This window comes from Homoserinibacter sp. YIM 151385, from assembly GCF_027912415.1.
Classification (GTDB): domain Bacteria; phylum Actinomycetota; class Actinomycetes; order Actinomycetales; family Microbacteriaceae; genus Schumannella.
Map to the genome: position 1 here is coordinate 1,955,445 of NZ_CP115175.1, position 18,046 is coordinate 1,973,490.

The window sequence follows — 18,046 nt, forward strand, 5'->3', positions numbered from 1 at the left end:
CATGATGCGCACTGTCATTGCGCAGATCAGAGGCACAACGCAATGAATCGGCGTACGCTCTGAGGATGGACAACCTCGACCACGGCATCCTCGACCTCCTCCGACAGAACGCTCGAGCCGGCTACGGGGACATCGGCGACCGCATCGGCCTCAGCGCCTCCGCCGTCAAGCGACGCGTCGACCGGCTCGTCGCCGACGGGGTCATCCGCGGCTTCACGATCCAGGTCGACCCGGCGGTCGAGGGCCTCGCGACGGAAGCCTACGTCGAGCTGTTCTGCCGTGGAACCGTCGCGCCCGACGACCTCAAGCGGATCCTGTCCGGGGTGCCCGAGGTGGTCGACGCCTGCACCATCACGGGCGACGCGGACGCGATCGTCCGCATCCGCTCGCGCGACATCCCCTCGCTCGAGGACGCGCTCGAGCGCGTGCGCATCGCGCCGAGCGTCGACCACACGCGCTCGGCGATCGTGCTGTCGCGGCTCATCCAGCGCCGCTCCGAGTAGCCCGGGCCGCGAGAGACATGTCTGCGGCGCCGCGGACACTCGTACGCGCGCGTCCCTCGCGCAACAGACATGTCTCTGGCGGAGAACGAGGAGGAGGAGGGTCGCGAGCGGGGCTCGAGCGGGACCTCCGATGGCGCCGGCATATCGGGGTCCGGCGCCATCGGCACAGCCGCGCCGGGATCAGGGTACGGGCGGCTGTTGTGGTAATTGACGTCGATCGAGGTTCGGGTTCGATCGATGTCGGGGCGATGTGGGTCACTCCCCGCAGACCAGTATGGGGTACAGATCGCTGTCCGCACAATGGAGGACAGGGCCCAGTTCGGGGGTGATCTGAGCGCGGGTCCCCGAGCAGTCGGGGTAGCGTTCGAGCGTGGACGGCATCCGCATCGACCCCGGCTCCCCGAACGCCGCATCACAGCTGCGCGAGCAGCTGCTCGCGCGCATCCGCGACGGTGCGCTCGCGGGCGGCACCCGCCTCCCCTCGGTCCGCGCCCTCGCGGCCGAGCTCGGCCTCGCCCCGGGCACCGTCGCGCGGAGCTACCGCGAGCTCGAGCAGGCGGGTGCGGTCGAGACGCGCGGCCGCGGCGGCACGATCGTCGCCTGGTCGACGGATGCGGCCGAGCGCCGGCTCGAGGAGGCCGCCCAGGCCTACGCGCAGCAGGCGCGGGATGCGGGGGTCGCCCCCGAGCACGCCGCCGAGCTCGTGCGCGCCGCCCTGGAGGGGAGCGCCTGAGCAGCGCTCAGCTCCCCTATGCTCGGCACGTGACCGACGCGAACGTCCCCCCGGCCCCGGCGCGGGCCCCCCAGCACCTCCCCCGCTTCTTCGTGAAGCAGCGCATCACCCTCGGCGTGAACCGCTACGAGATCCGAGCGGCGAACCCCGACGGCTCCGAGGGCCGCATCATCGGGATGGCGCAGCAGAAGCGCTTCGCCCTCAAGGAGCAGGTGACCTTCTACGCCGACGAGCAGCGCACGCAGCCCGTCTTCTCCTTCCGGGCGCGCCAGGTCATGGACCTCGCCGCGATCTACGACGTGACCGACGGCCAGGGCGTGGCGCTCGGCTGGTTCCAGAAGGACTTCACGGCCAGCCTGCTGCGCTCCAGCTTCCACCTCGCAGGCCCCGGGATCGACGCCTACGGCCAGGAGCGCAACCAGGCGATCGCGCTCATCCGCCGCTTCGTCGACCTCCCCTTCTCCTTCCACTTCGACTTCACAGACAAGACGAGCGGCCGCGTCGTGATGTCGAGCGAGCGCCAGTTCTCGCTGCGCGACCGCTACACGGTCGATGTGCCGGACGAGCGCGTCGACTACCGCCTCGCGGCCGCCATGGCCGTCGGGCTGGACGCGCTGCTCGGGCGCTAGGTCGCCGCATCCCCGCCGAGATGTGCGTTTCTCCGCATCTGCCGCGCGGATCCGTGCGGCGAATGCGGAGAAACCCACCTCAGACGGCGAGGGCCGCCATCCGCGGGTCGGGGTTCCCGAAGCGGTGCGCCGTGACCGACACGGCCTGCTCGCGGAGGAACGGCAGCAGCTCGAGTCGTCCCGCCGGCGTCACCGGCCCCGCCCAGACCGCCGTGTCGATCGAGCCCGCGAGCGCCTCGCGGACCGCCGCCGCATCCCCGCCGACGAGACGGATGCGCTCCGGGCGCTCCGCCGGCACGCGCGCGAGGAAGGCGGCGTCCGACTCGGTCGCGAGGGAGGCGCCGCGCAGCAGCGGCGCCGGCCCCGAGAGGTACGGCAGCAGCCCGCTCGGCAGCGGCACCGCGCTCGTGACCTGCAGACGCGCCCCCGAGAGGACGCCCGCCGCGAGCACGCGCACGAGCTCGCCCAGCTCGCCGCCCTCGCCGAGCCGCACCACGACCTCCGCCGGCCGGTAGCGGAACACGTTCCGCTCGACGCCCAGCGCGGCGCTGTCGCGCGAGACCGAGAACTCGGACTCCCAGGCGGCCGCGTCGCTCAGCGCGCCCTGGCGGACCCGCGCGAAGGCCTCGTAGTCGAGGGCCGGCTGCGCGGCCGCGATGAGCCCGGCGACATCCTCGTCCAGCCCGTCGAGCCGCAGGTTGCCGAGCGCGCCGCCCGGCGCCTCCCACTCGGGCTCCCAGCCGCCCAGCACGAGCAGCGTGTTCGGGCCGCCCGCCTTCGCGCCCGCGCCGACGGCGGAGCGCTTCCAGCCGCCGAAGGACTGCCGGCGCACGATCGCGCCCGTCGTGCCGCGGTTGACGTAGAGGTTGCCGGCCTCGACCGAGCGGAGCCAGACGGCGACCTCGTGCGGGTCGAGCGAGTGGATGCCGGCCGTCAGCCCGAAGTCGGTGCCGTTCTGGAGGGCGATCGCCGCCTCCAGCGTCGGGGCGGTCATGATGCCGAGCACCGGCCCGAAGTACTCCGTGAGGTGGAACTCGCTGCCCGCCCGCACGCCGTCGCGCACGCCGGGGCTCCACAGGCGCGGATCCTCGCCGAGCTGCCGCGGCTCGACGAGCCACGACTCGCCCTCGCCGAGCGTCGTGAGGCCGCGGCGGAGCTTGCCCTGGGGCTCCTCGATGACGGGGCCCATGAGGGTGTCCGCCTCGAAGGGCGACCCGACCCGGATGCTGGAGACGGCATCCACGAGCTGGCGCCGGAAGCGCTCGCTGCGGCCGACCGAGCCGACGAGGATCGCGAGCGACGCCGCCGAGCACTTCTGGCCGGCGTGGCCGAAGGCGCTCTTGACGAGGTCGGCGACCGCGAGATCGAGGTCGGCGCTCGGGGTGATGACGATCGCGTTCTTGCCGCTCGTCTCGCCGAGCACCGGCAGCTGCGGGCGCCAGCCGGAGAACAGCTCCGCCGTCTCGGACCCGCCGACGAGGAGCACGCGGTCGACCTCGGGCGCGGTGATGAGCTCCTGGCCGAGCTCGCGCTCGCCGAGCTGCACGAGGGTGAGGGTCTCGCGGTCGATGCCGGCCTCCCAGATCGCCTCCGCGAGGACGGCCCCGCAGCGTCGCGCCTGGCCGGCCGGCTTGAGGATGACGGCGGAGCCCGCGGCGAGCGCCGAGAGCACGTTGCCGGCGGGGATCGCGACCGGGAAGTTCCAGGGGGGCGTCACGACGGTGAGCGCGTCCGGCACGTGCCGGGCGCCCTCGATCGCGTCGAGCTCGCGGGCGCGGGCGGCATACCAGCGGGCGAAGTCGACGGCCTCGCTCACCTCGACGTCGGCCTCGGCGATGGTCTTGCCGGTCTCGGCGGCCATGACCTCGACGAGACGGCCGCGGAAGGCCTCGAGCACCTCGCCGACGCGGTCGAGCTGCTCCGCGCGCTCGGAGGCGGGGCGGGCGCCCCAGCGGACGCCGGCCGCGCGGGCGGCGCGCACCCGCTCGCCGAGCGCCGCCGCATCCCCCACGGCCGCCCGCTCGATCGTCTCGATCCCGATGCGCGACTCCCGGGCACGCTCGAGGATGCCGCGTCCCCAGGCCCGGTTGGCCGCGAGCGCCGGATCGGTGTCCGGCTCGTTCTCGAAGTCGGCGGGGGCCGACGGAACGCCGGGCGAGAGGCGATCCTGCGTGCGGTTCGGGGCGGGCACGCGGGCGTCGAGGGCGTCGAGGGAGGCCGCGAAGCGCTCCGCCTCCCGCCGGAAGATCGCCTCGTCGCTCGTGAGGTCGAAGACCCCCGACATGAAGTTCTCCTCGCTCGCGTTCTCCTCGAGGCGGCGGACGAGGTAGCTGATCGCGGCGTCGAACTCGTGCGGGTGCACGACGGGCGTGTAGAGGAGGAGCCCGCCGACGTCCTGGCGCACCGCCTCCGCCTGCGCGGTCGCCATGCCGAGGAGCATCTCGAACTCGACCCGGGACTCCACCCCGCGACGCTGCGCGAGCAGCCACGCGAAGGCGAGGTCGAAGAGGTTGTGGCCCGCGATCCCGACCCGCACGGCGTCGGTGCGCTCGGGGGTGAGCAGCCAGGCGAGCACGCGCTTGTAGTGCGCGTCGGTCTCGAGCTTCGAGCCCCAGGTCGCGAGCGGCCAGCCGTGCACGGCCGCATCCACCCGCTCCATCGCGAGGTTCGCGCCCTTCACGATGCGGACCTTGATCGCGGCGCCGCCGGCCGCGCGCCGGGAGCGCGCCCAGGCGGTGAGCTGCTGCAGCGCCTGGAGGGAGTCGGGGAGGTAGGCCTGCAGGACGATGCCGGCCTCGAAGTCCTCGAGCCCGGGCTTCTCGAGCAGGCGCGTGAAGACCGCGATCGTGAGGTCGAGGTCGCGGTACTCCTCCATGTCGAGGTTGATGAAGGTGCGGGTGCGCGCCCGGGCGGCGGCGCCGTAGAGCGGGAGCAGGCGCTGCACGACGCGGTCGACGGTCTCGTCGAAGCCCCACATGCTGAGCTGGGAGGCGACGGCCGAGACCTTGACGGACACGTAGTCCACGTCGTCCCGGCCGAGCAGGTCGATCGTGCCGGCGAGGCGGCGGTCGGCCTCGCCGTCGCCGAGGACGGCCTCGCCGAGGAGGTTGATGTTGAGCCGGCGGCCGTCGGCGCGGAGGGCGGCGAGGGTCGTGTCGAGCTTCGCGGGGGTCGCGTCGATGACGAGGTGCTCCACCATGCCGCGGAGCACGCGCCGCGAGATCGGGATGACGAGCCATGGCAGGATGCGCGCGAACGCGCCGCCGAGCGCGATCGCCGCGCGCAGGTACCAGGGCAGGAAGCGGGGGGTGCGGCGGGCCAGCTCCTCGAGGTTGCGCGCGGCGACGCCGAGGTCCTCCGGACGCACGACGCGGTCGACGAAGCCGAGCGTGAAGTCGAGGCCGTCGGGGTCCTTGAGGACCCCCGCGAGCCGCGTCGCGCCCGGGTCGACGGGGAGGTCGCGGCTGCGCGCCAGCCAGCGGCGCACGAGCTCGATCACCTCGCGCGCGTCGGGGAGGCCGGCGGCGGGCTGCGTGGCGGGCGCGGCGGGCGTCTCGGGGGCGGGGTTCTCGGGGTTCTCGGGAGCGCTGCCCTCGGGCTCCTGCTCCTCGGTCGCGGGGGACGACATGCTCACCACGATAGGCCTCGGGCTTCCTCTGGCTCGGCGCCGACACCTGGGCATCGGCCGGGACGGCACCAGTGTCGCGTCTCGGATCCGCCGGGAACAGCGATGAATCCTGCACGATAATCGTCGGAGGAACCGAACGATCGGGGGATGCCGTGCTCGACCTGCGGAGGCTGCGCCTGCTCCGCGAGCTCGCGCGCCTCGGGACGATCGCGGCCGTCGCCGAGCACCTCGCGTTCAGCCCCTCCTCCGTCTCCCAGCAGCTCGCCCAGCTCGAGCGCGAGGCGGGCACGCGGCTGCTGCAGAAGTCGGGGCGGCGGGTCCGCCTCACCGCCGAGGGCGAGCTCGTCGTCGCGCACGCCGAGCGGCTCCTCGATCAGATGGAGCGACTCGAGACAGAGCTCGCGGGCGTGCGGGATGCGGTGGCCGGCACCGTGCGCCTCGCCGTCTTCCAGTCGGCGGCGCTCGGCATCGTCCCCCGAGCGCTCACCCTGCTCAGCTCCCGGCATCCCCAGCTCCGCGTCGAGGTCACGCAGCACGAGCCCGAGACGGCGCTCGCCGCGGTGTGGGCCCGCGAGTTCGATCTCGTCATCGCCGAGGAGTACCCGCACCACGCGGCGCCGCGGCTCGCCGAGCTCGACCGCGAGCCGCTCGTCGGCGACGCGATCCGACTCGGCGCGCCCGCCGGGATCGACTCGCTCGAGGCGGCGGCGCGCCTGCCGTGGGTGATGGAGCCGCGCGGCACCGCCTCCCGCCACTGGGCGGAGCAGACCTGCCGGGTCGCCGGCTTCGAGCCCGACGTCCGCTTCGAGACCGCCGACCTGCAGGCCCACATCCGGCTCATCGAGGCCGGCCACGCGGTCGCGCTGCTGCCCGACCTCGTCTGGGCGGGGCGAGCGCCGAGCGTGCACCTCGTCGAGCTGGCGGGCGCTCCGCGGCGGACCGTCTTCACCTCGGCGCGGCGGGCGGGCCGGGACTCGGCCGCGATCCGGGCCGTGCGCGGGATCCTCGCGGACGCGGTGGAGGCGTCGCGGCGCGCACCGGTCAGGGACGCGCTCCTCGGCTGATCGACCTGGCGCGGATTCAGGAGCGCCGTCGCCCCGACCGCCGCGTGCGCCGGGAGCACGGGCATCCCCCGAGATCTCCGCCCGGGCGCTCCTGAGTCCGCGCCGTCCGACCGCCGGCACGTCGGGCGACAGGCGTCGGAGCGCCCGTACACTGACCGCATGGTCGACGCGACAGGCATCGGGCCCGAGGAATGGACCTCGTGGCGCAGCTTCCTGTCGATGCAGGGCCAGCTCGCGCGCGCACTCGACCGTCAGCTGCAGCGCGACTCGGACATCTCGCACGCCGACTTCAGCGTGCTCGTCACCATCTGGAACGCCGAGAACCGGCAGCTGCGGGTCGGCGAGCTCGCCTCGCTCCTCGCCTGGGAGAAGAGCCGCGTGTCGCACCAGGTCACCCGCATGGAGACGCGGGGGCTGCTCGAGCGCAGCGACTGCGCCGACGACGCGCGCGCCACCTGGATCGGGCTCACCTTCGAGGGCCGGCGCACCATCCTGCACGCCATCCGCGGGCACGCGGCCGATGTGCGGCGCCTCTACCTCGACCTCCTGACCCCCGAGGAGCTGGAGGTCATGGAACGGGCCTCGCGCCGGGTCCTCGACACGCTCGACCCGGCGGTGTGCGAGCTGCTCGACGCCCCCGACTGACGTCCGCGTCGACGCGCGACGGCGCTAGTGCAGCAGTCGCTCGAGGAACGCGCGGGTCCTCGGCTCGCGCGGCGCCGAGAGCAGCTCGGCGGGCGCCCCGCGCTCGACGATGACCCCGCCGTCGAGGAAGAGCACCTCATCGGCGACCTCGCGCGCGAAGCCGATCTCGTGGGTGACGACGACCATGGTCCACCCTTCCCGCGCGAGCTCCGACATGATCGCGAGCACGTCGCCGACGATCTCCGGGTCGAGGGCGGAGGTCGGCTCGTCGAAGAGCAGCAGGCGCGGCTTGAGCGCGAGCGCCCGCACGATGCCGACCCGCTGCTGCTGGCCGCCCGAGAGCTCGAAGGGGAAGGCATCCCGCTTCTCGGCGAGGCCGACGCGCTCGAGGAGCGCGAGCGCCTCCCGCTCCGCCTCCTCGCGCGGCCGCCGCTGGACGACGACCGGCCCCTCGGTCACGTTCTGCAGGACGGTCCGATGCGGGAAGAGGTTGTAGTGCTGGAACACCATGCCGGAGGCGTCGCGCAGCCGCGCGCGCTGCTCGGCGCGGACCCGGGCCGACGCCGGCGCCCCGAAGTCGATCGCCTCGCCGTCGATCGCGACGACGCCCGCATCCGGCACCTCGAGCGCGTTGAGGGAGCGCAGCACGGTCGTCTTGCCCGAGCCGGACGGTCCGATCAGCACGAGGACCCGGCCGCGCTCGAGCTCCAGGTCGACGCCCCTGAGCACCTCGTTCGACCCGAAGGACTTCCGGAGGCCGGCGACCGTCAGCCGAGGCGCCGCCCCGGGCACCGCGGCGGGCTCAGGCGTGCGCGACATAGCGGTCCAATCGCTTCTCGAGGCGCACCTGCGCGGTCGACAGCACCAGGCAGATCACCCAGTAGACGAGGCCCGCCGTCGCGTAGAGCACGAGGAACTCCTGACTGAAGGCGGCGATCTTCCTCGCCTCGGCGAACAACTCGTTCACGAGGATGAGGGATGCGAGCGAGGTGTCCTTCACGAGGCTGATGAAGGTGTTCGACAGCGGCGGCACCGACACGCGCGCCGCCTGCGGGATGATGATCCGCCGCAGGGTCAGCGCCCGCGACATCCCGACCGTGTACCCGGCCTCCCACTGCCCGGCCGGCACCGACAGGATCGAGGCGCGCACGACCTCCGCCGCGTACGCCCCCACGTTGATCGACAGCGCCAGGATCGCGCTCGGCCAGGGCTCGAGCTTCAGCCCGATGAGCGGCAGCCCGTAGAAGACGATGAAGAGCTGCAGCAGCAGGGGCGTGCCGCGCACGAGCGAGATGACGAAGCGGGATGCCAGCGACAGCGGCAGGATCGGCGACATCCGCGCCAGCGCGAGGAGCAGCGCGAGGACCATGCCGACCGCGAAGGAGGCGAGGCTCAGCGGGATCGTGCCGAGGACGCCGGCGAGGGCGATCGGCCCGAGCGAGTCCCAGACGAGCTGCCAGTCCATCCCCGGAGGCTACTCGGTGACGTCGGCGCCGAAGTACTTCTCGCTGATCTCGGCGAGGGTGCCGTCGGCGCGGAGCTCGGCGAGCGCCTCGTCGATCGCGGCGGCCAGGTCGTCGCTGCCCTCGCGGAGCGCGAAGGCGCTGAGCGAGGGGTCGTCGGTCTCGGCGACGATGCGGATGCCCTCCGCGTCGCCGTTCTTCTCCGAGTCGAGGAAGGTGAGCTCGTCGTTGACGGTCGCGTCGACGCGGCCCGCGCGCAGGAGCTCGACCGCCTGCGCCCAGCCCTCCACGGCCTCCACCTTCGCGCCGTAGCCCTCGGCGACCTCGTACCAGTTGCTCGTCAGCGACTGCGCCGAGCTGCGGCCCTCGAGGTCCTCGAACCCCGCGATGTCGGAGTCGTCGGGCACCACGAGCACACCGGGCGAGACCGTGTACGGCTCGCTGAAGACGTACTTCGCCTCTCGCTCCGGATTGATGGAGACCTGGTTCGCGATGAGGTCGAAGCGGCCCGCGTCGAGGCCGGCGAAGATCGCATCCCACTGCGTCTCCTGGAACTCGACCTCGACCTCCAGCTTCTCGGCGACGGCCTCGATGACCTCGACGTCGTAGCCGGTGAGGTCGCCCGCGCCGCCCTCGTGGAAGCTGAAGGGACGGTAGGTGCCCTCGGTCGCGACGACGAGCTTGCCGGCGTCCTGCACCTGCTCGAGCGTCAGCCCGCCCGTGCCGTTCGCGCTGCCCTCGGATCCCGAGCCGCCGCCGGCGCAGCCGGCGAGGGCGAGGGCGGAGGCCGCGGCGGCGGCGATGACGACGGGGCGGAGGCGGGCGCTGAGGCTCATGGCGGATCTTCCTGTGGAGTGGGGGCCGCTCGTGACGGCCTCCACGAGGGTAGGCGGAACCGCGCGCCCGCCGCTCGCGCATGACGAGGCGTTACGCTCGCGCCATGAGCCCGAGCCCGCGACGTCCGAGCCGCAGCCGCTACGACGCGGTCATCGTCGGGGGCGGCCACAACGGCCTCGGGGCGGCGGCCTACCTCGCGCAGGCGGGGCGCAGCGTGCTCGTGCTCGAGCGCCTGGGGCACACCGGCGGCGCGGCCGTCAGCGCCGAGGCCTTCGCCGGCACCGGGGCGCGGCTCTCGCGGTACTCCTACCTGGTCTCGATGCTGCCCGAGCGGGTGATCCGGGATCTCGGTCTCGACATCCGCCTGGTCCGGCGGCGCTACTCGTCCTACACGCCCGTGCCGGGCGGCGAGGGCGGCCTGCTCGTCGACCACGGCGACCCGGCGGCGACCGCCGAGTCCTTCTGGTCGGTGGGCGCGGGCGCCGACGTCGCCGCGTGGCAGCAGTTCGGCGAGAGCACGGGGCGGCTCGCCCGCGCCCTGTTCCCGAGCACCACGGAGCCGCTCGCGACCCGCTCGGAGGCGCGCCGCCTCCTCGGCGACGACCGCATCTGGGAGGAGCTCGTCGAGCAGCCGATCGGCGCGACCATCGAGCGCACCTTCCAGAGCGACCTCGTGCGCGGCGTGGCCCTCACCGACGCGCTCATCGGCACCTTCGCGCCGAACGTCGACGACTCGCTCGCGGCGAGCCGCTGCTTCATGTACCACGTGATCGGCGGCGGGACGGGCGACTGGGATGTGCCGGTCGGCGGCATGGGCGCGGTCAGCGGCGCCCTCTGGCGCGCGGCCGTCGACGCGGGCGCCGAGATCGTCGTGGATGCGGAGGTCACCGCGATCGACCCGGACGGGGAGGTCGCGGTCCGGCTCGGCGACGACGACGCCGACGACGTGCGGATCGGCGCGGGGCACGTGCTCGCGAACGTCGCCCCCGCGGAGCTCGCGCGGCTGCTCGGCGAGGAGCCGGACCCGGCTGCGGCGCGGCCGGAGGGCGCCCAGGTGAAGGTCAACCTGCTGCTCTCGCGCCTCCCCCGCCTCCGCGAGGACGTCGACCCGGCCGCGGCCTTCGGCGGCACCTTCCACATCAACGAGACCTGGACCCAGCTGGGCGCCGCGCACGACGCCGCGAGCGCGGGCCGCATCCCGAACCCGCTGCCGGCCGAGATCTACTGCCACTCGCTGAGCGACCCGTCGATCCTGCCGCCCGAGCTGGCCGCCTCGGGGGCGCAGACGCTCACCGTCTTCGGCCTGCACGTGCCCGACCGGCTCGCGCTCGCCGCCCCCGATCAGGACGCGTTCCGGCTGCGGCTGCAGCGCGAGGTGCTCGCCTCCCTCGACTCGGTGCTCGGCGAGCCCGTCGAGCCGCTGCTGCGCAAGGACGCGGAGGGTCGCCTCTGCATCGAGACGAAGACGACCCGCGACCTCGAGGAGGCGCTGCGGATGCCGGGCGGGAACATCTTCCACGGGCCGCTCTCGTGGCCGTTCGTCGAGGACGACGCGGATCTCGGCACCCCGGCGCGCCAGTGGGGCGTCGCGACCGCGCACGAGCGGGTGCTGCTCTGCGGCTCGGGCGCCCGCCGCGGCGGCGCCGTCAGCGCCCTCGGCGGCCACAACGCGGCGATGGCGCTCCTCCAGGCGGGCTGACCGCCTCCCCCTTTTGCCCGTCGCAGAGCGCACGCGTCTCGAGACGCTCGTATGCCGGCTGGTCAAGAGCAGGGCACTGCCGTATCCTGAGGGGGTCCACTCCCGCTGGGAGCAGGAAAGTAGAAGCCGGGATCCCCGCCCTTTGACGGGACCCGGCTTTCGCGCTTCTCAGACGTCGATCCGCACGACCTCGATCGAATCGCGGATCGCCGTGTACCACCGGTCCTCGCCGACGATCGACGCACCGAGTGCGCCGAGCACCTGGTCAGCGATCCAGAGCATGGGCTCCTCGCGAGGGAGCCCGTGGTCGACGCGGAGGTCGGCCGGGATCGCCCGCTTCGAGCGCAGCGTGTCGATGGTGCGCACATCGCGGCGCATGAGCGATTCGGGCCGCGCCTCGAGGACGAGCTGCGTGACGCCGTGGCTCGTGCCGAGCTCCCAGGCGAGGCGCTCCAGGCACAGCGCGCGAGCACGCTCCTGCCTCCTGAGCTCCAGCGGCGTCGCGGCGATCACGAGGTGATCGAGCCCGAACGCGGCGATCGTCTCGACGACGCGGTCGCGGTGACGGCGGTCGAGATCCTTCCAGTGGAGCTTGGAACGCGTCGTCTGCAGCTGACGCAGCCGGTCGCGGTAGTCGTCGCAGGCCTCGGGATCGGCGATCACCGCGCCGAGGAGATACGCGGGCTCGGCATGCCGCGGGGTGCGAGCACTCTCGTCGCCCCAGGCATGCATCGCGGTCCCACCACTCACCTCATCAGGCTGGCATCAGGCGCCGACACCGAGTCGCTGCGGCGCCCCTCACCACTCGCTCGGCGCGCTCGCCTTCCGCGACGGGAGGGCGACCGCCGCCGCCCACTCCCGCATCCAGTCCGGCACCGGGTGCGCCGTGACATCCACGCCGGTGATCTCGCCGAGCTCCTCCATGGAGACGACGCCGCCGCGACGCCGCAGGAACCGGCCCGCGACGTACCCGCGCGCGACGATCTCGCCGTCGACGACGAAGCGCTGCTCGAGGTAGGCGGCCCGGGCGTCGTAGCCGACGATGCGCGTCTCGATGTCGTAGCGCTGCCCGAGCTCGAGGGAGCGCCGGTAGCTGATGGTCTGCGCGGCGACGACCGGGTAGACGCCGTGCTCCTGCATGCGCGCCCAGATGCCGGTCCGCGAGATGAGGTCGACGCGGGCGAGGTCCATGGTGGAGAGGTACACGCCGTTGTTCATGTGCCGCAGCTCGTCGAGGTCGCTGAGCTGCACGCGGAAGCTCATCCGGCCGACATCGGTCGGCTCGAGCGAGGGCGCCTTCGAGACGCGGATGCGGAGGTAGCGGGCGGCCCGCAGCAGGATGTCCACGCGGCGACGCTACGCCCGCCTCGCGCCGGGGGCCGCATCCCTGTCGGTCGTCTCCGGATGCGTCGGCGTGTGACGCGGGTCGGGTTGTGCGGTGCAGACAAGGACTAGCGTCGTCGTGTGAGCTTCCCCGAGCGTCTCGTCGTCGTGCACGGCTACACCGCCTCCCCCGCGAAGCACTGGTTCCCGTGGCTCGCCGCGGAGGCCGAGCAGGCGGGGGCCGAGGCCGTGGTGGTGCCGCTGCCGGACTCCGACCACCCGGACGTGCGCGCCTGGGGGGATGCGGTGGCGGCCGCCGCCGAGTCGCTCGGCGGCGCCTCGGAGGGGCTGTGGATCGTCGGCCACAGCCTCGGCGCGATCACGGCGCTGCGCTGGGTCGCCTCCCTGTCGGCGGGCTCGCGCATCGGCGGCGTGGTGCTCGTGGCGGGCACGATCGAGCCGGTGCCGACGCTGCCGGCGCTCGACGACTACCTCGCGGCGGGCCTGTCGGATGCCGAGGTCGCGAGGATCCGGGAGGTCGCGGGCGAGATCCGCGCGATCCACTCCGATGACGACGCGACGGTGCCGCCGGAGTTCAGCGAGCGAATGGAGACGCGGCTCGGCGCGAGCACGCAGGTCGTGCCCGGCGCCGGCCACTTCGTGGATCGCGAGGGCTGGACGGAGCTCCCGGCCGTGCTCGTCGCGCTCTCGGCCTGAGTCGGCGGGCGCGGTTATCCACAGGTTCTCCACCTGTTCGAAACTCTGTTCGAGCGGCGCCGCCGCTGGGCCCGCTCAGAACGCCCGGTAGTCGGCGATCGTCATCCGCGGCCCGTGCCGCTCGTAGTCGCCCGCACCCGATGCCTCGATGAGCCGGATCACCCGCTGCCGGTGGCCCGCCCACGGCTCGAGCAGCTCCCGCATCCCGTCGTCGTCGACGCGCGCGCCGGTGAGCGCCCAGCCGACCCGCTTGCAGGTGTGGAAGTCGCCGAAGCTGACCGCATCCGGGTCGCCGTGGGAGCGCTGCGCCGTCTCGGCGGCGGTCCACTCGCCGATGCCGGGGATCGTCCGCATGCGGCGCCGCGCCTCGGGGCCCGCGACGCCCGCGGTCCGCTCGAGCCCGCCCGCCGCGTGCACGGCGCGCATGATCGTGTCGCTGCGCTGGGGCCCGACGCCGGCGCGGTGCCAGTCCCATGAGGGGATGCGGCGCCAGGTCGCCGGGTCGGGCGCGACGCGCATGCCGATCGGCGCAGGCCCGGGCGCGGGCTCGCCGTGCCACTGGAGGAGGCGTCGCCAGCTCGCCTTCGCCTCCTTCGCGGTCACCTTCTGGAAGAGGATCGCGGGGATCAGCGCGGCGAGCACCTGCGTGGTGCGGGCGAGCCGGAGCCCGGGCGCGCGCCGGTGCAGCTCGGCGACGAGCGGGTGCCGAGCGTGGTCGAAGCCCTCGTCGTCGTCGTCCGCGCCGAGGAGACCGGGCACGAGGTCCATCGCCGCCTCCGCCGCCGTGCCCCAGGCGGTCGCGCGGATCGCGGCGCCCGCCGGCCGCAGCGCGAGACTCGCGGTGCCGTGGGGGAACCGCAGCGTCAGCCACCAGATCTCGCCGTCGCGCTGCACGGTCGGGTCGGTGCCGCCCTGCGCGAGCACCCCGAGCACGCGCCGCAGCGCCACCTCCCGCGGGGGCGCGTAATCGGACTCGACAGGCTGCATCGGCTCGACGATAGCCGCGCCCTCCGACCTGCGCGCGACGGGTCGCCGAAACACGGCATGATGGGGGATCATGAGCATCGGCATCCTCACGTCGGGCGGCGACTGCCCGGGCCTCAACGCCGTCATCCGCGCGGCCGTCCTCAAGGGCATCACCGCCCACGACCTCGAGTTCGTCGGCTTCCGCAACGGCTGGAAGGGCGTCGTCGAGGGCGACACGATCCCGCTCGGCCGGCCCCAGGTGATGGGCATCTCGAAGCAGGGCGGCACCATCCTCGGCACCTCCCGCACGAACCCCTTCGAGGGCGGCGGCGCCGAGCGCGTCGCCGAGGTGATGCAGGAGCAGGGCATCGACTCGATCATCGCGATCGGCGGCGAGGGCACCCTCGCGGCGGCGAAGCGGCTCACGGATGCCGGCATCAGGATCGTGGGCGTGCCGAAGACGGTCGACAACGACCTCTCGGCCACCGACTACACCTTCGGCTTCGACACCGCCGTCCAGATCGCGACCGAGGCGATGGACCGCCTCCGCACGACCGGCGACTCGCACGGCCGCTGCATGGTCGCGGAGGTCATGGGCCGCCACGTCGGCTGGATCGCTTTGCACTCGGGCATGGCGGCCGGCGCGCACGCGATCCTCATCCCCGAGCGCAAGACCACGATGGACGAGCTCACCGAATGGGTCGAGTCCGCCCGCTCGCGCGGCCGCGCCCCGCTCATCGTCGTCGCCGAGGGCTTCAAGCTCGACACCATGGACGACGCGCACTCGGAGCGCGGGCTCGACGCCTTCGGCCGCCCGCGACTCGGCGGCATCGGCGACATCCTCGCCCCCGAGATCGAGGCCCGCACGGGCATGGAGACCCGCTCGACGACGCTGGGCCACATCCAGCGCGGCGGCACCCCCTCGGCCTACGACCGCGTGCTCGCGACCCGCTACGGCATGGCCGCGATCGACTCGGTGCTCGAGGGCCACTGGGGCCGCATGGTGGCGCTGCGCGGCACGAACATCGTGCACGTGCCCTTCGAGGACGCGCTCGGCCGCCTCAAGACGGTGCCGCAGTCCCGCTACGAGGAGGCGGCGATCCTCTTCGGCTGAGCCGGAGCCCGCCTGCACGGCACCGACCCGCCGCGTTCGCGTCGGCTCCTCGGCGCGAGATCAGGAGTCGCGTGTTCGCACGCCGCCCGGCTGCGCGGCATCGCGGACGAACGACGCCGCCCGCCACCCGGCCGGCTGCCGCGTCCTGAATCCGCGCCGGCCCGCGTCCGCGCGATCCGGTGGCGCAGATTCAGGAGCGGCGCCGGCGGTCCGAGCCGTCGGCGCCGGCATCACGGGCGGATGGCGCGTGCGCGCCGACGGCGCACGGCGCCGTTCCTGAGCCCGCGCCAGCCGGCGCCGCGTAGGGTGGCGGCATGGCACAGGCGCTCCTGGTGACCCGCGACGGCGACGAGGTGCGACGGGAGCTCCGCGAGCTGCCCGACGCGGAGCTCGGCGAGGGCGACACGCTCGTCGAGCTCGCCTATTCGAGCCTCAACTTCAAGGACGGCCTCGCCCTCGACGGCAGCCGAGGCGTGATGCGGGTCGACCCGCTCGTCCCCGGCATCGACGCGGTCGGACGGGTGCTCGAGAGCTCGGGAGGCCGCTGGCAGCCCGGCGACGAGGTCGTCCTCACGGGCGCGGGACTGGGCGAGACCCGCCACGGCGGTTACGCCGACCGCGCCCGTCTCGACGGCGGCCTGCTCGTTCGGGTGCCGGCGGAGCTGGGGATGCGGCGCGCGGCCGCGCTCGGGACGGCCGGCGTCACGGCGGCGCTGTCGGTCCTCGCGCTCGAACGGCACGGCATCCCCGACGGCCCCGTGCTCGTGACGGGCGCGACCGGCGGCGTCGGCACGCTCGCGGTCGCGCTGCTGGCGCGAGCGGGCCGCGAGGTCGTCGCCGCGACCGGCTCCCCGGATCAGTCGGGACTGCTCGAGCGCCTCGGCGCCTCGAGCCTCCTCGACCGCGCCGAGCTCGCCGAGCGCGGAAAGCCCTTGCAGCGGGCCCGCTGGTCCGGGGCGGTCGACTCGATCGGCGGCATCCCGCTCGCGAACGTCCTCGCGCAGACGGTGCCGGGCGGCGCGGTCGCCGCGTGCGGGCTGGTGGGCGGCGCCGAGCTGCCGACGAGCGTGCACCCCTTCATCCTCCGCGGGGTGTCGCTGCTGGGCATCCACTCGGTGGAGCTGCCGCTCGCCGCCCGCGAGGAGGTCTGGACCCGGCTCGCGCGCGACATCGACCCGACGCTGCTCGACGCCCTCACGACCGAGGTGCCGCTCGCGGAGGTCGAGGATGCGGGCGCCCGGATCCTGCGCGGCGCGACGACGGGTCGGGTGGTCGTGGGCATCGGCGGCGCCGCGGTGGCAGACTGAGCCCATGAGCGCGCTCAGCATCGCGGGCCTCGTCGCAGCGGCCCTGGCCGCCCTGGTCCACGTCCTCATCTTCGTGTTCGAGAGCGTCACGTGGTCGCAGCCGCGCACCTGGCGGCGCTTCGGCCTCAGCACCCAGGAGGAGGCGGACCACGTCCGCCCGATGGCCTACAACCAGGGCTTCTACAACCTGTTCCTCGCGATCGGCGTGGTGACCGGGATCGTGCTCTACTCGATCCGGAACCGGGGCGGCGGCCTGCCGCTCGAGGCGGCCGGGTTCGGGGTGCTGCTGTTCGCGCTCACCTCGATGGTGCTCGCCGCCGTCGTGCTCGTGACCTCGAGCCCGAAGCTCGCCCGGGCTGCGGCGACGCAGGGCGTGCTGCCCCTCGCGGCCCTCGCGCTGCTCATCGCGGGGAGCGCGACGGGAGCTGGACCCGCGGTCTGAAAACGCTGCCGGGGGTTGTGAGGGCCACCCCGCTCGCGCATACTGTTGCGCATCAGAGGCCGGCGCGGGGGCGCCGAGGCCGCACCGGGTTCGGGGGGACCCCACCATGCGATCTGCTGCATCCGACATCCGTTCGACGACTCGCTCGCGCCGTCCTCGGGCCCGGCTCCTCGCCGTCGCCGCCGCCGTGCTCGCGCTGGGCGCATCCGCGCTGACCCCGCTCGCCGCGCAGGCCGCGCCGACGGGCGCCGAGACGCGCGCCGCGGTGAGCGCGCAGACGGTCGTCGACCGCATCCTCGCCGACACCAACGCGATCCGCTCGCGTGCCGGCAAGCCGGCGCTCAAGGCCGACAGCCGCATGCAGACCGTCGCCATGACGTGGTCGAAGAAGCAGGCCGCCGCGAAGAAGATGTCGCACAACCCCTCCTACGCCTCGCAGATCCCGGCCGGCTGGTCGGGCGCGGCCGAGAACGTCGCGATGGGCTACGGCTACACGAGCGTCGTCGACGGCTGGGAGGGCTCCCCCGGCCATCTCGCGAACATGACCGGCTCGTACACGCACATCGGCATCGGCTACGCGACCGACAGCCAGGGTCGCCCCTACTACACGCAGGTCTTCGGCCGGTACGCGACCGCGCCGGCGGCGGCGCACGCCGCGGTCGGCCGGCTCGAGCTGGTGCGCGGGGGCCGTTCGGCGATCCGGATCAGCGGCTGGGCCTTCGACGAGGACGCCTCGACGTCGATCGCCGTCCGCTTCACGGTCGACGGCAAGAAGGGCTCGAAGTCGATCCGCGCCGACCGCAGCCGCAGCGATGTCGCGGCCCGCTACGAGGCGGCGCCGGCGCGCACCGGGTTCACGAAGGTGATCGCCGCGCGGAAGGGCTCGCACGCGGTCTGCGTCTGGGCGGTCAACGCCGGGCCGAAGCAGGCCGACAAGCTGCTCGGCTGCAAGCGGGTCCGCGTCGGCTGACCCTGA

At 73.8% G+C, this 18,046-nt stretch carries 18 protein-coding genes; 11 read left to right on the forward strand and 7 right to left on the reverse strand.

Translation table 11 applies throughout. The features are described 5' to 3' along the window. Positions 1-65 precede the first annotated feature (65 nt). The 3 genes from OF852_RS09510 to OF852_RS09520 all read left to right on the forward strand — a co-directional run bounded on the left by OF852_RS09510 (position 66) and on the right by OF852_RS09520 (position 1,865). The gene (locus OF852_RS09510; RefSeq protein ID WP_271118926.1) at positions 66-503 is read left to right on the forward strand and encodes an Lrp/AsnC family transcriptional regulator; all 438 of its coding nucleotides are present in this window, start codon (positions 66-68) and stop codon (positions 501-503) included. A gap of 370 nt (positions 504-873) precedes the next feature. Continuing rightward, the gene (locus tag OF852_RS09515; protein WP_271118927.1) at positions 874-1,236 is read left to right on the forward strand and encodes a GntR family transcriptional regulator; all 363 of its coding nucleotides are present in this window, start codon (positions 874-876) and stop codon (positions 1,234-1,236) included. 29 nt (positions 1,237-1,265) lie between these two features. Beyond that, positions 1,266-1,865, forward strand: coding sequence for a hypothetical protein (locus tag OF852_RS09520; protein ID WP_271118928.1), 600 nt, complete (start codon positions 1,266-1,268; stop codon positions 1,863-1,865). A gap of 79 nt (positions 1,866-1,944) precedes the next feature. Here the strand turns inward: OF852_RS09520 and OF852_RS09525 are convergent, their stop codons facing one another. Continuing rightward, entirely contained in the window at positions 1,945-5,493 is a 3,549-nt protein-coding gene (locus OF852_RS09525) for a bifunctional proline dehydrogenase/L-glutamate gamma-semialdehyde dehydrogenase (protein ID WP_271118929.1), read from the reverse strand. 152 nt (positions 5,494-5,645) lie between these two features. Between OF852_RS09525 and OF852_RS09530 the strand changes: the two genes are divergently transcribed. Continuing rightward, on the forward strand, positions 5,646-6,557 hold the full coding sequence (locus OF852_RS09530) for a LysR family transcriptional regulator (protein WP_271118930.1): 912 nt from the start codon (positions 5,646-5,648) through the stop codon (positions 6,555-6,557). 159 nt (positions 6,558-6,716) lie between these two features. Beyond that, the gene (locus OF852_RS09535; RefSeq protein ID WP_271118931.1) at positions 6,717-7,202 is read left to right on the forward strand and encodes a MarR family winged helix-turn-helix transcriptional regulator; all 486 of its coding nucleotides are present in this window, start codon (positions 6,717-6,719) and stop codon (positions 7,200-7,202) included. 24 nt (positions 7,203-7,226) lie between these two features. On the opposite strand, the gene OF852_RS09540 is transcribed toward OF852_RS09535, so the two are convergent. Genes OF852_RS09540 through OF852_RS09550 form a run of 3 tightly spaced genes read right to left on the reverse strand, consistent with a single transcriptional unit; the run spans position 7,227 to position 9,501 of the window. Further along, positions 7,227-8,021 carry an amino acid ABC transporter ATP-binding protein gene (locus tag OF852_RS09540; protein WP_271118932.1) on the reverse strand — a complete coding sequence of 265 codons (795 nt, stop codon included), beginning with the start codon at positions 8,019-8,021 and terminating at the stop codon, positions 7,227-7,229. After that, on the reverse strand, positions 8,005-8,667 hold the full coding sequence (locus tag OF852_RS09545) for an amino acid ABC transporter permease (RefSeq protein WP_271118933.1): 663 nt from the start codon (positions 8,665-8,667) through the stop codon (positions 8,005-8,007). Before OF852_RS09545 ends, OF852_RS09540 begins: the two co-directional genes overlap by 17 nt. 9 nt (positions 8,668-8,676) lie before the next feature. Beyond that, on the reverse strand, positions 8,677-9,501 hold the full coding sequence (locus OF852_RS09550) for an amino acid ABC transporter substrate-binding protein (RefSeq protein WP_271118934.1): 825 nt from the start codon (positions 9,499-9,501) through the stop codon (positions 8,677-8,679). 104 nt (positions 9,502-9,605) lie between these two features. On the opposite strand from OF852_RS09550, the gene OF852_RS09555 reads away from it, so the two are divergent. Then, entirely contained in the window at positions 9,606-11,201 is a 1,596-nt protein-coding gene (locus OF852_RS09555) for a phytoene desaturase family protein (RefSeq protein WP_271118935.1), read from the forward strand. 168 nt (positions 11,202-11,369) lie between these two features. Here OF852_RS09555 and OF852_RS09560 read toward each other — a convergent pair whose 3' ends face one another. Both OF852_RS09560 and OF852_RS09565 read right to left on the reverse strand, forming a co-directional pair. Further along, positions 11,370-11,864 (reverse strand): hypothetical protein, encoded by a 495-nt coding sequence (locus tag OF852_RS09560; protein ID WP_271118936.1) that lies wholly within the window; start codon positions 11,862-11,864, stop codon positions 11,370-11,372. Positions 11,865-11,999: 135 nt separating this feature from the next. Beyond that, complete coding sequence (locus tag OF852_RS09565; protein ID WP_271118937.1) at positions 12,000-12,548, reverse strand: acyl-CoA thioesterase; 549 nt, start codon at positions 12,546-12,548, stop codon at positions 12,000-12,002. Between the two features lie 117 nt (positions 12,549-12,665). On the opposite strand from OF852_RS09565, the gene OF852_RS09570 reads away from it, so the two are divergent. After that, positions 12,666-13,241 (forward strand): RBBP9/YdeN family alpha/beta hydrolase, encoded by a 576-nt coding sequence (locus OF852_RS09570; RefSeq protein ID WP_271118938.1) that lies wholly within the window; start codon positions 12,666-12,668, stop codon positions 13,239-13,241. A 75-nt stretch (positions 13,242-13,316) separates the two neighbouring features. Here the strand turns inward: OF852_RS09570 and OF852_RS09575 are convergent, their stop codons facing one another. Further along, complete coding sequence (locus OF852_RS09575) at positions 13,317-14,228, reverse strand: DNA-3-methyladenine glycosylase family protein (RefSeq protein ID WP_271118939.1); 912 nt, start codon at positions 14,226-14,228, stop codon at positions 13,317-13,319. Positions 14,229-14,298: 70 nt separating this feature from the next. Between OF852_RS09575 and OF852_RS09580 the strand changes: the two genes are divergently transcribed. The 4 genes from OF852_RS09580 (at position 14,299) to OF852_RS09595 (ending at position 18,040) form a co-directional block, all read left to right on the forward strand. Further along, the gene (locus tag OF852_RS09580; protein WP_271118940.1) at positions 14,299-15,321 is read left to right on the forward strand and encodes a 6-phosphofructokinase; all 1,023 of its coding nucleotides are present in this window, start codon (positions 14,299-14,301) and stop codon (positions 15,319-15,321) included. A gap of 314 nt (positions 15,322-15,635) precedes the next feature. Further along, a complete protein-coding gene (locus OF852_RS09585) occupies positions 15,636-16,628 on the forward strand; it encodes an MDR family oxidoreductase (protein WP_271118941.1) in 993 nt (330 codons plus the stop codon). A 4-nt stretch (positions 16,629-16,632) separates the two neighbouring features. Then, the gene (locus OF852_RS09590) at positions 16,633-17,070 is read left to right on the forward strand and encodes a DUF1304 domain-containing protein (RefSeq protein ID WP_271118942.1); all 438 of its coding nucleotides are present in this window, start codon (positions 16,633-16,635) and stop codon (positions 17,068-17,070) included. Positions 17,071-17,176: 106 nt separating this feature from the next. Then, complete coding sequence (locus OF852_RS09595) at positions 17,177-18,040, forward strand: CAP domain-containing protein (RefSeq protein WP_271118943.1); 864 nt, start codon at positions 17,177-17,179, stop codon at positions 18,038-18,040. The last annotated feature ends 6 nt before the right edge of the window (positions 18,041-18,046 follow it).

Excerpts from the sequence above, each read along its gene's own strand:
- OF852_RS09545 (WP_271118933.1), bottom strand. The coding sequence starts at position 8,667 with ATGGACTGGCAGCTCGTCTGGGACTCGCTCGGGCCGATCGCCCTCGCC.
- OF852_RS09535 (WP_271118931.1), top strand. The coding sequence starts at position 6,717 with ATGGTCGACGCGACAGGCATCGGGCCCGAGGAATGGACCTCGTGGCGC.
- OF852_RS09590 (WP_271118942.1), top strand. The coding sequence starts at position 16,633 with ATGAGCGCGCTCAGCATCGCGGGCCTCGTCGCAGCGGCCCTGGCCGCC.
- OF852_RS09510 (WP_271118926.1), top strand. The coding sequence starts at position 66 with ATGGACAACCTCGACCACGGCATCCTCGACCTCCTCCGACAGAACGCT.
- OF852_RS09585 (WP_271118941.1), top strand. The coding sequence starts at position 15,636 with ATGGCACAGGCGCTCCTGGTGACCCGCGACGGCGACGAGGTGCGACGG.
- OF852_RS09540 (WP_271118932.1), bottom strand. The coding sequence starts at position 8,021 with ATGTCGCGCACGCCTGAGCCCGCCGCGGTGCCCGGGGCGGCGCCTCGG.
- OF852_RS09555 (WP_271118935.1), top strand. The coding sequence starts at position 9,606 with ATGAGCCCGAGCCCGCGACGTCCGAGCCGCAGCCGCTACGACGCGGTC.
- OF852_RS09550 (WP_271118934.1), bottom strand. The coding sequence starts at position 9,501 with ATGAGCCTCAGCGCCCGCCTCCGCCCCGTCGTCATCGCCGCCGCCGCG.
- OF852_RS09525 (WP_271118929.1), bottom strand. The coding sequence starts at position 5,493 with ATGTCGTCCCCCGCGACCGAGGAGCAGGAGCCCGAGGGCAGCGCTCCC.
- OF852_RS09595 (WP_271118943.1), top strand. The coding sequence starts at position 17,177 with ATGCGATCTGCTGCATCCGACATCCGTTCGACGACTCGCTCGCGCCGT.
- OF852_RS09580 (WP_271118940.1), top strand. The coding sequence starts at position 14,299 with ATGAGCATCGGCATCCTCACGTCGGGCGGCGACTGCCCGGGCCTCAAC.
- OF852_RS09575 (WP_271118939.1), bottom strand. The coding sequence starts at position 14,228 with ATGCAGCCTGTCGAGTCCGATTACGCGCCCCCGCGGGAGGTGGCGCTG.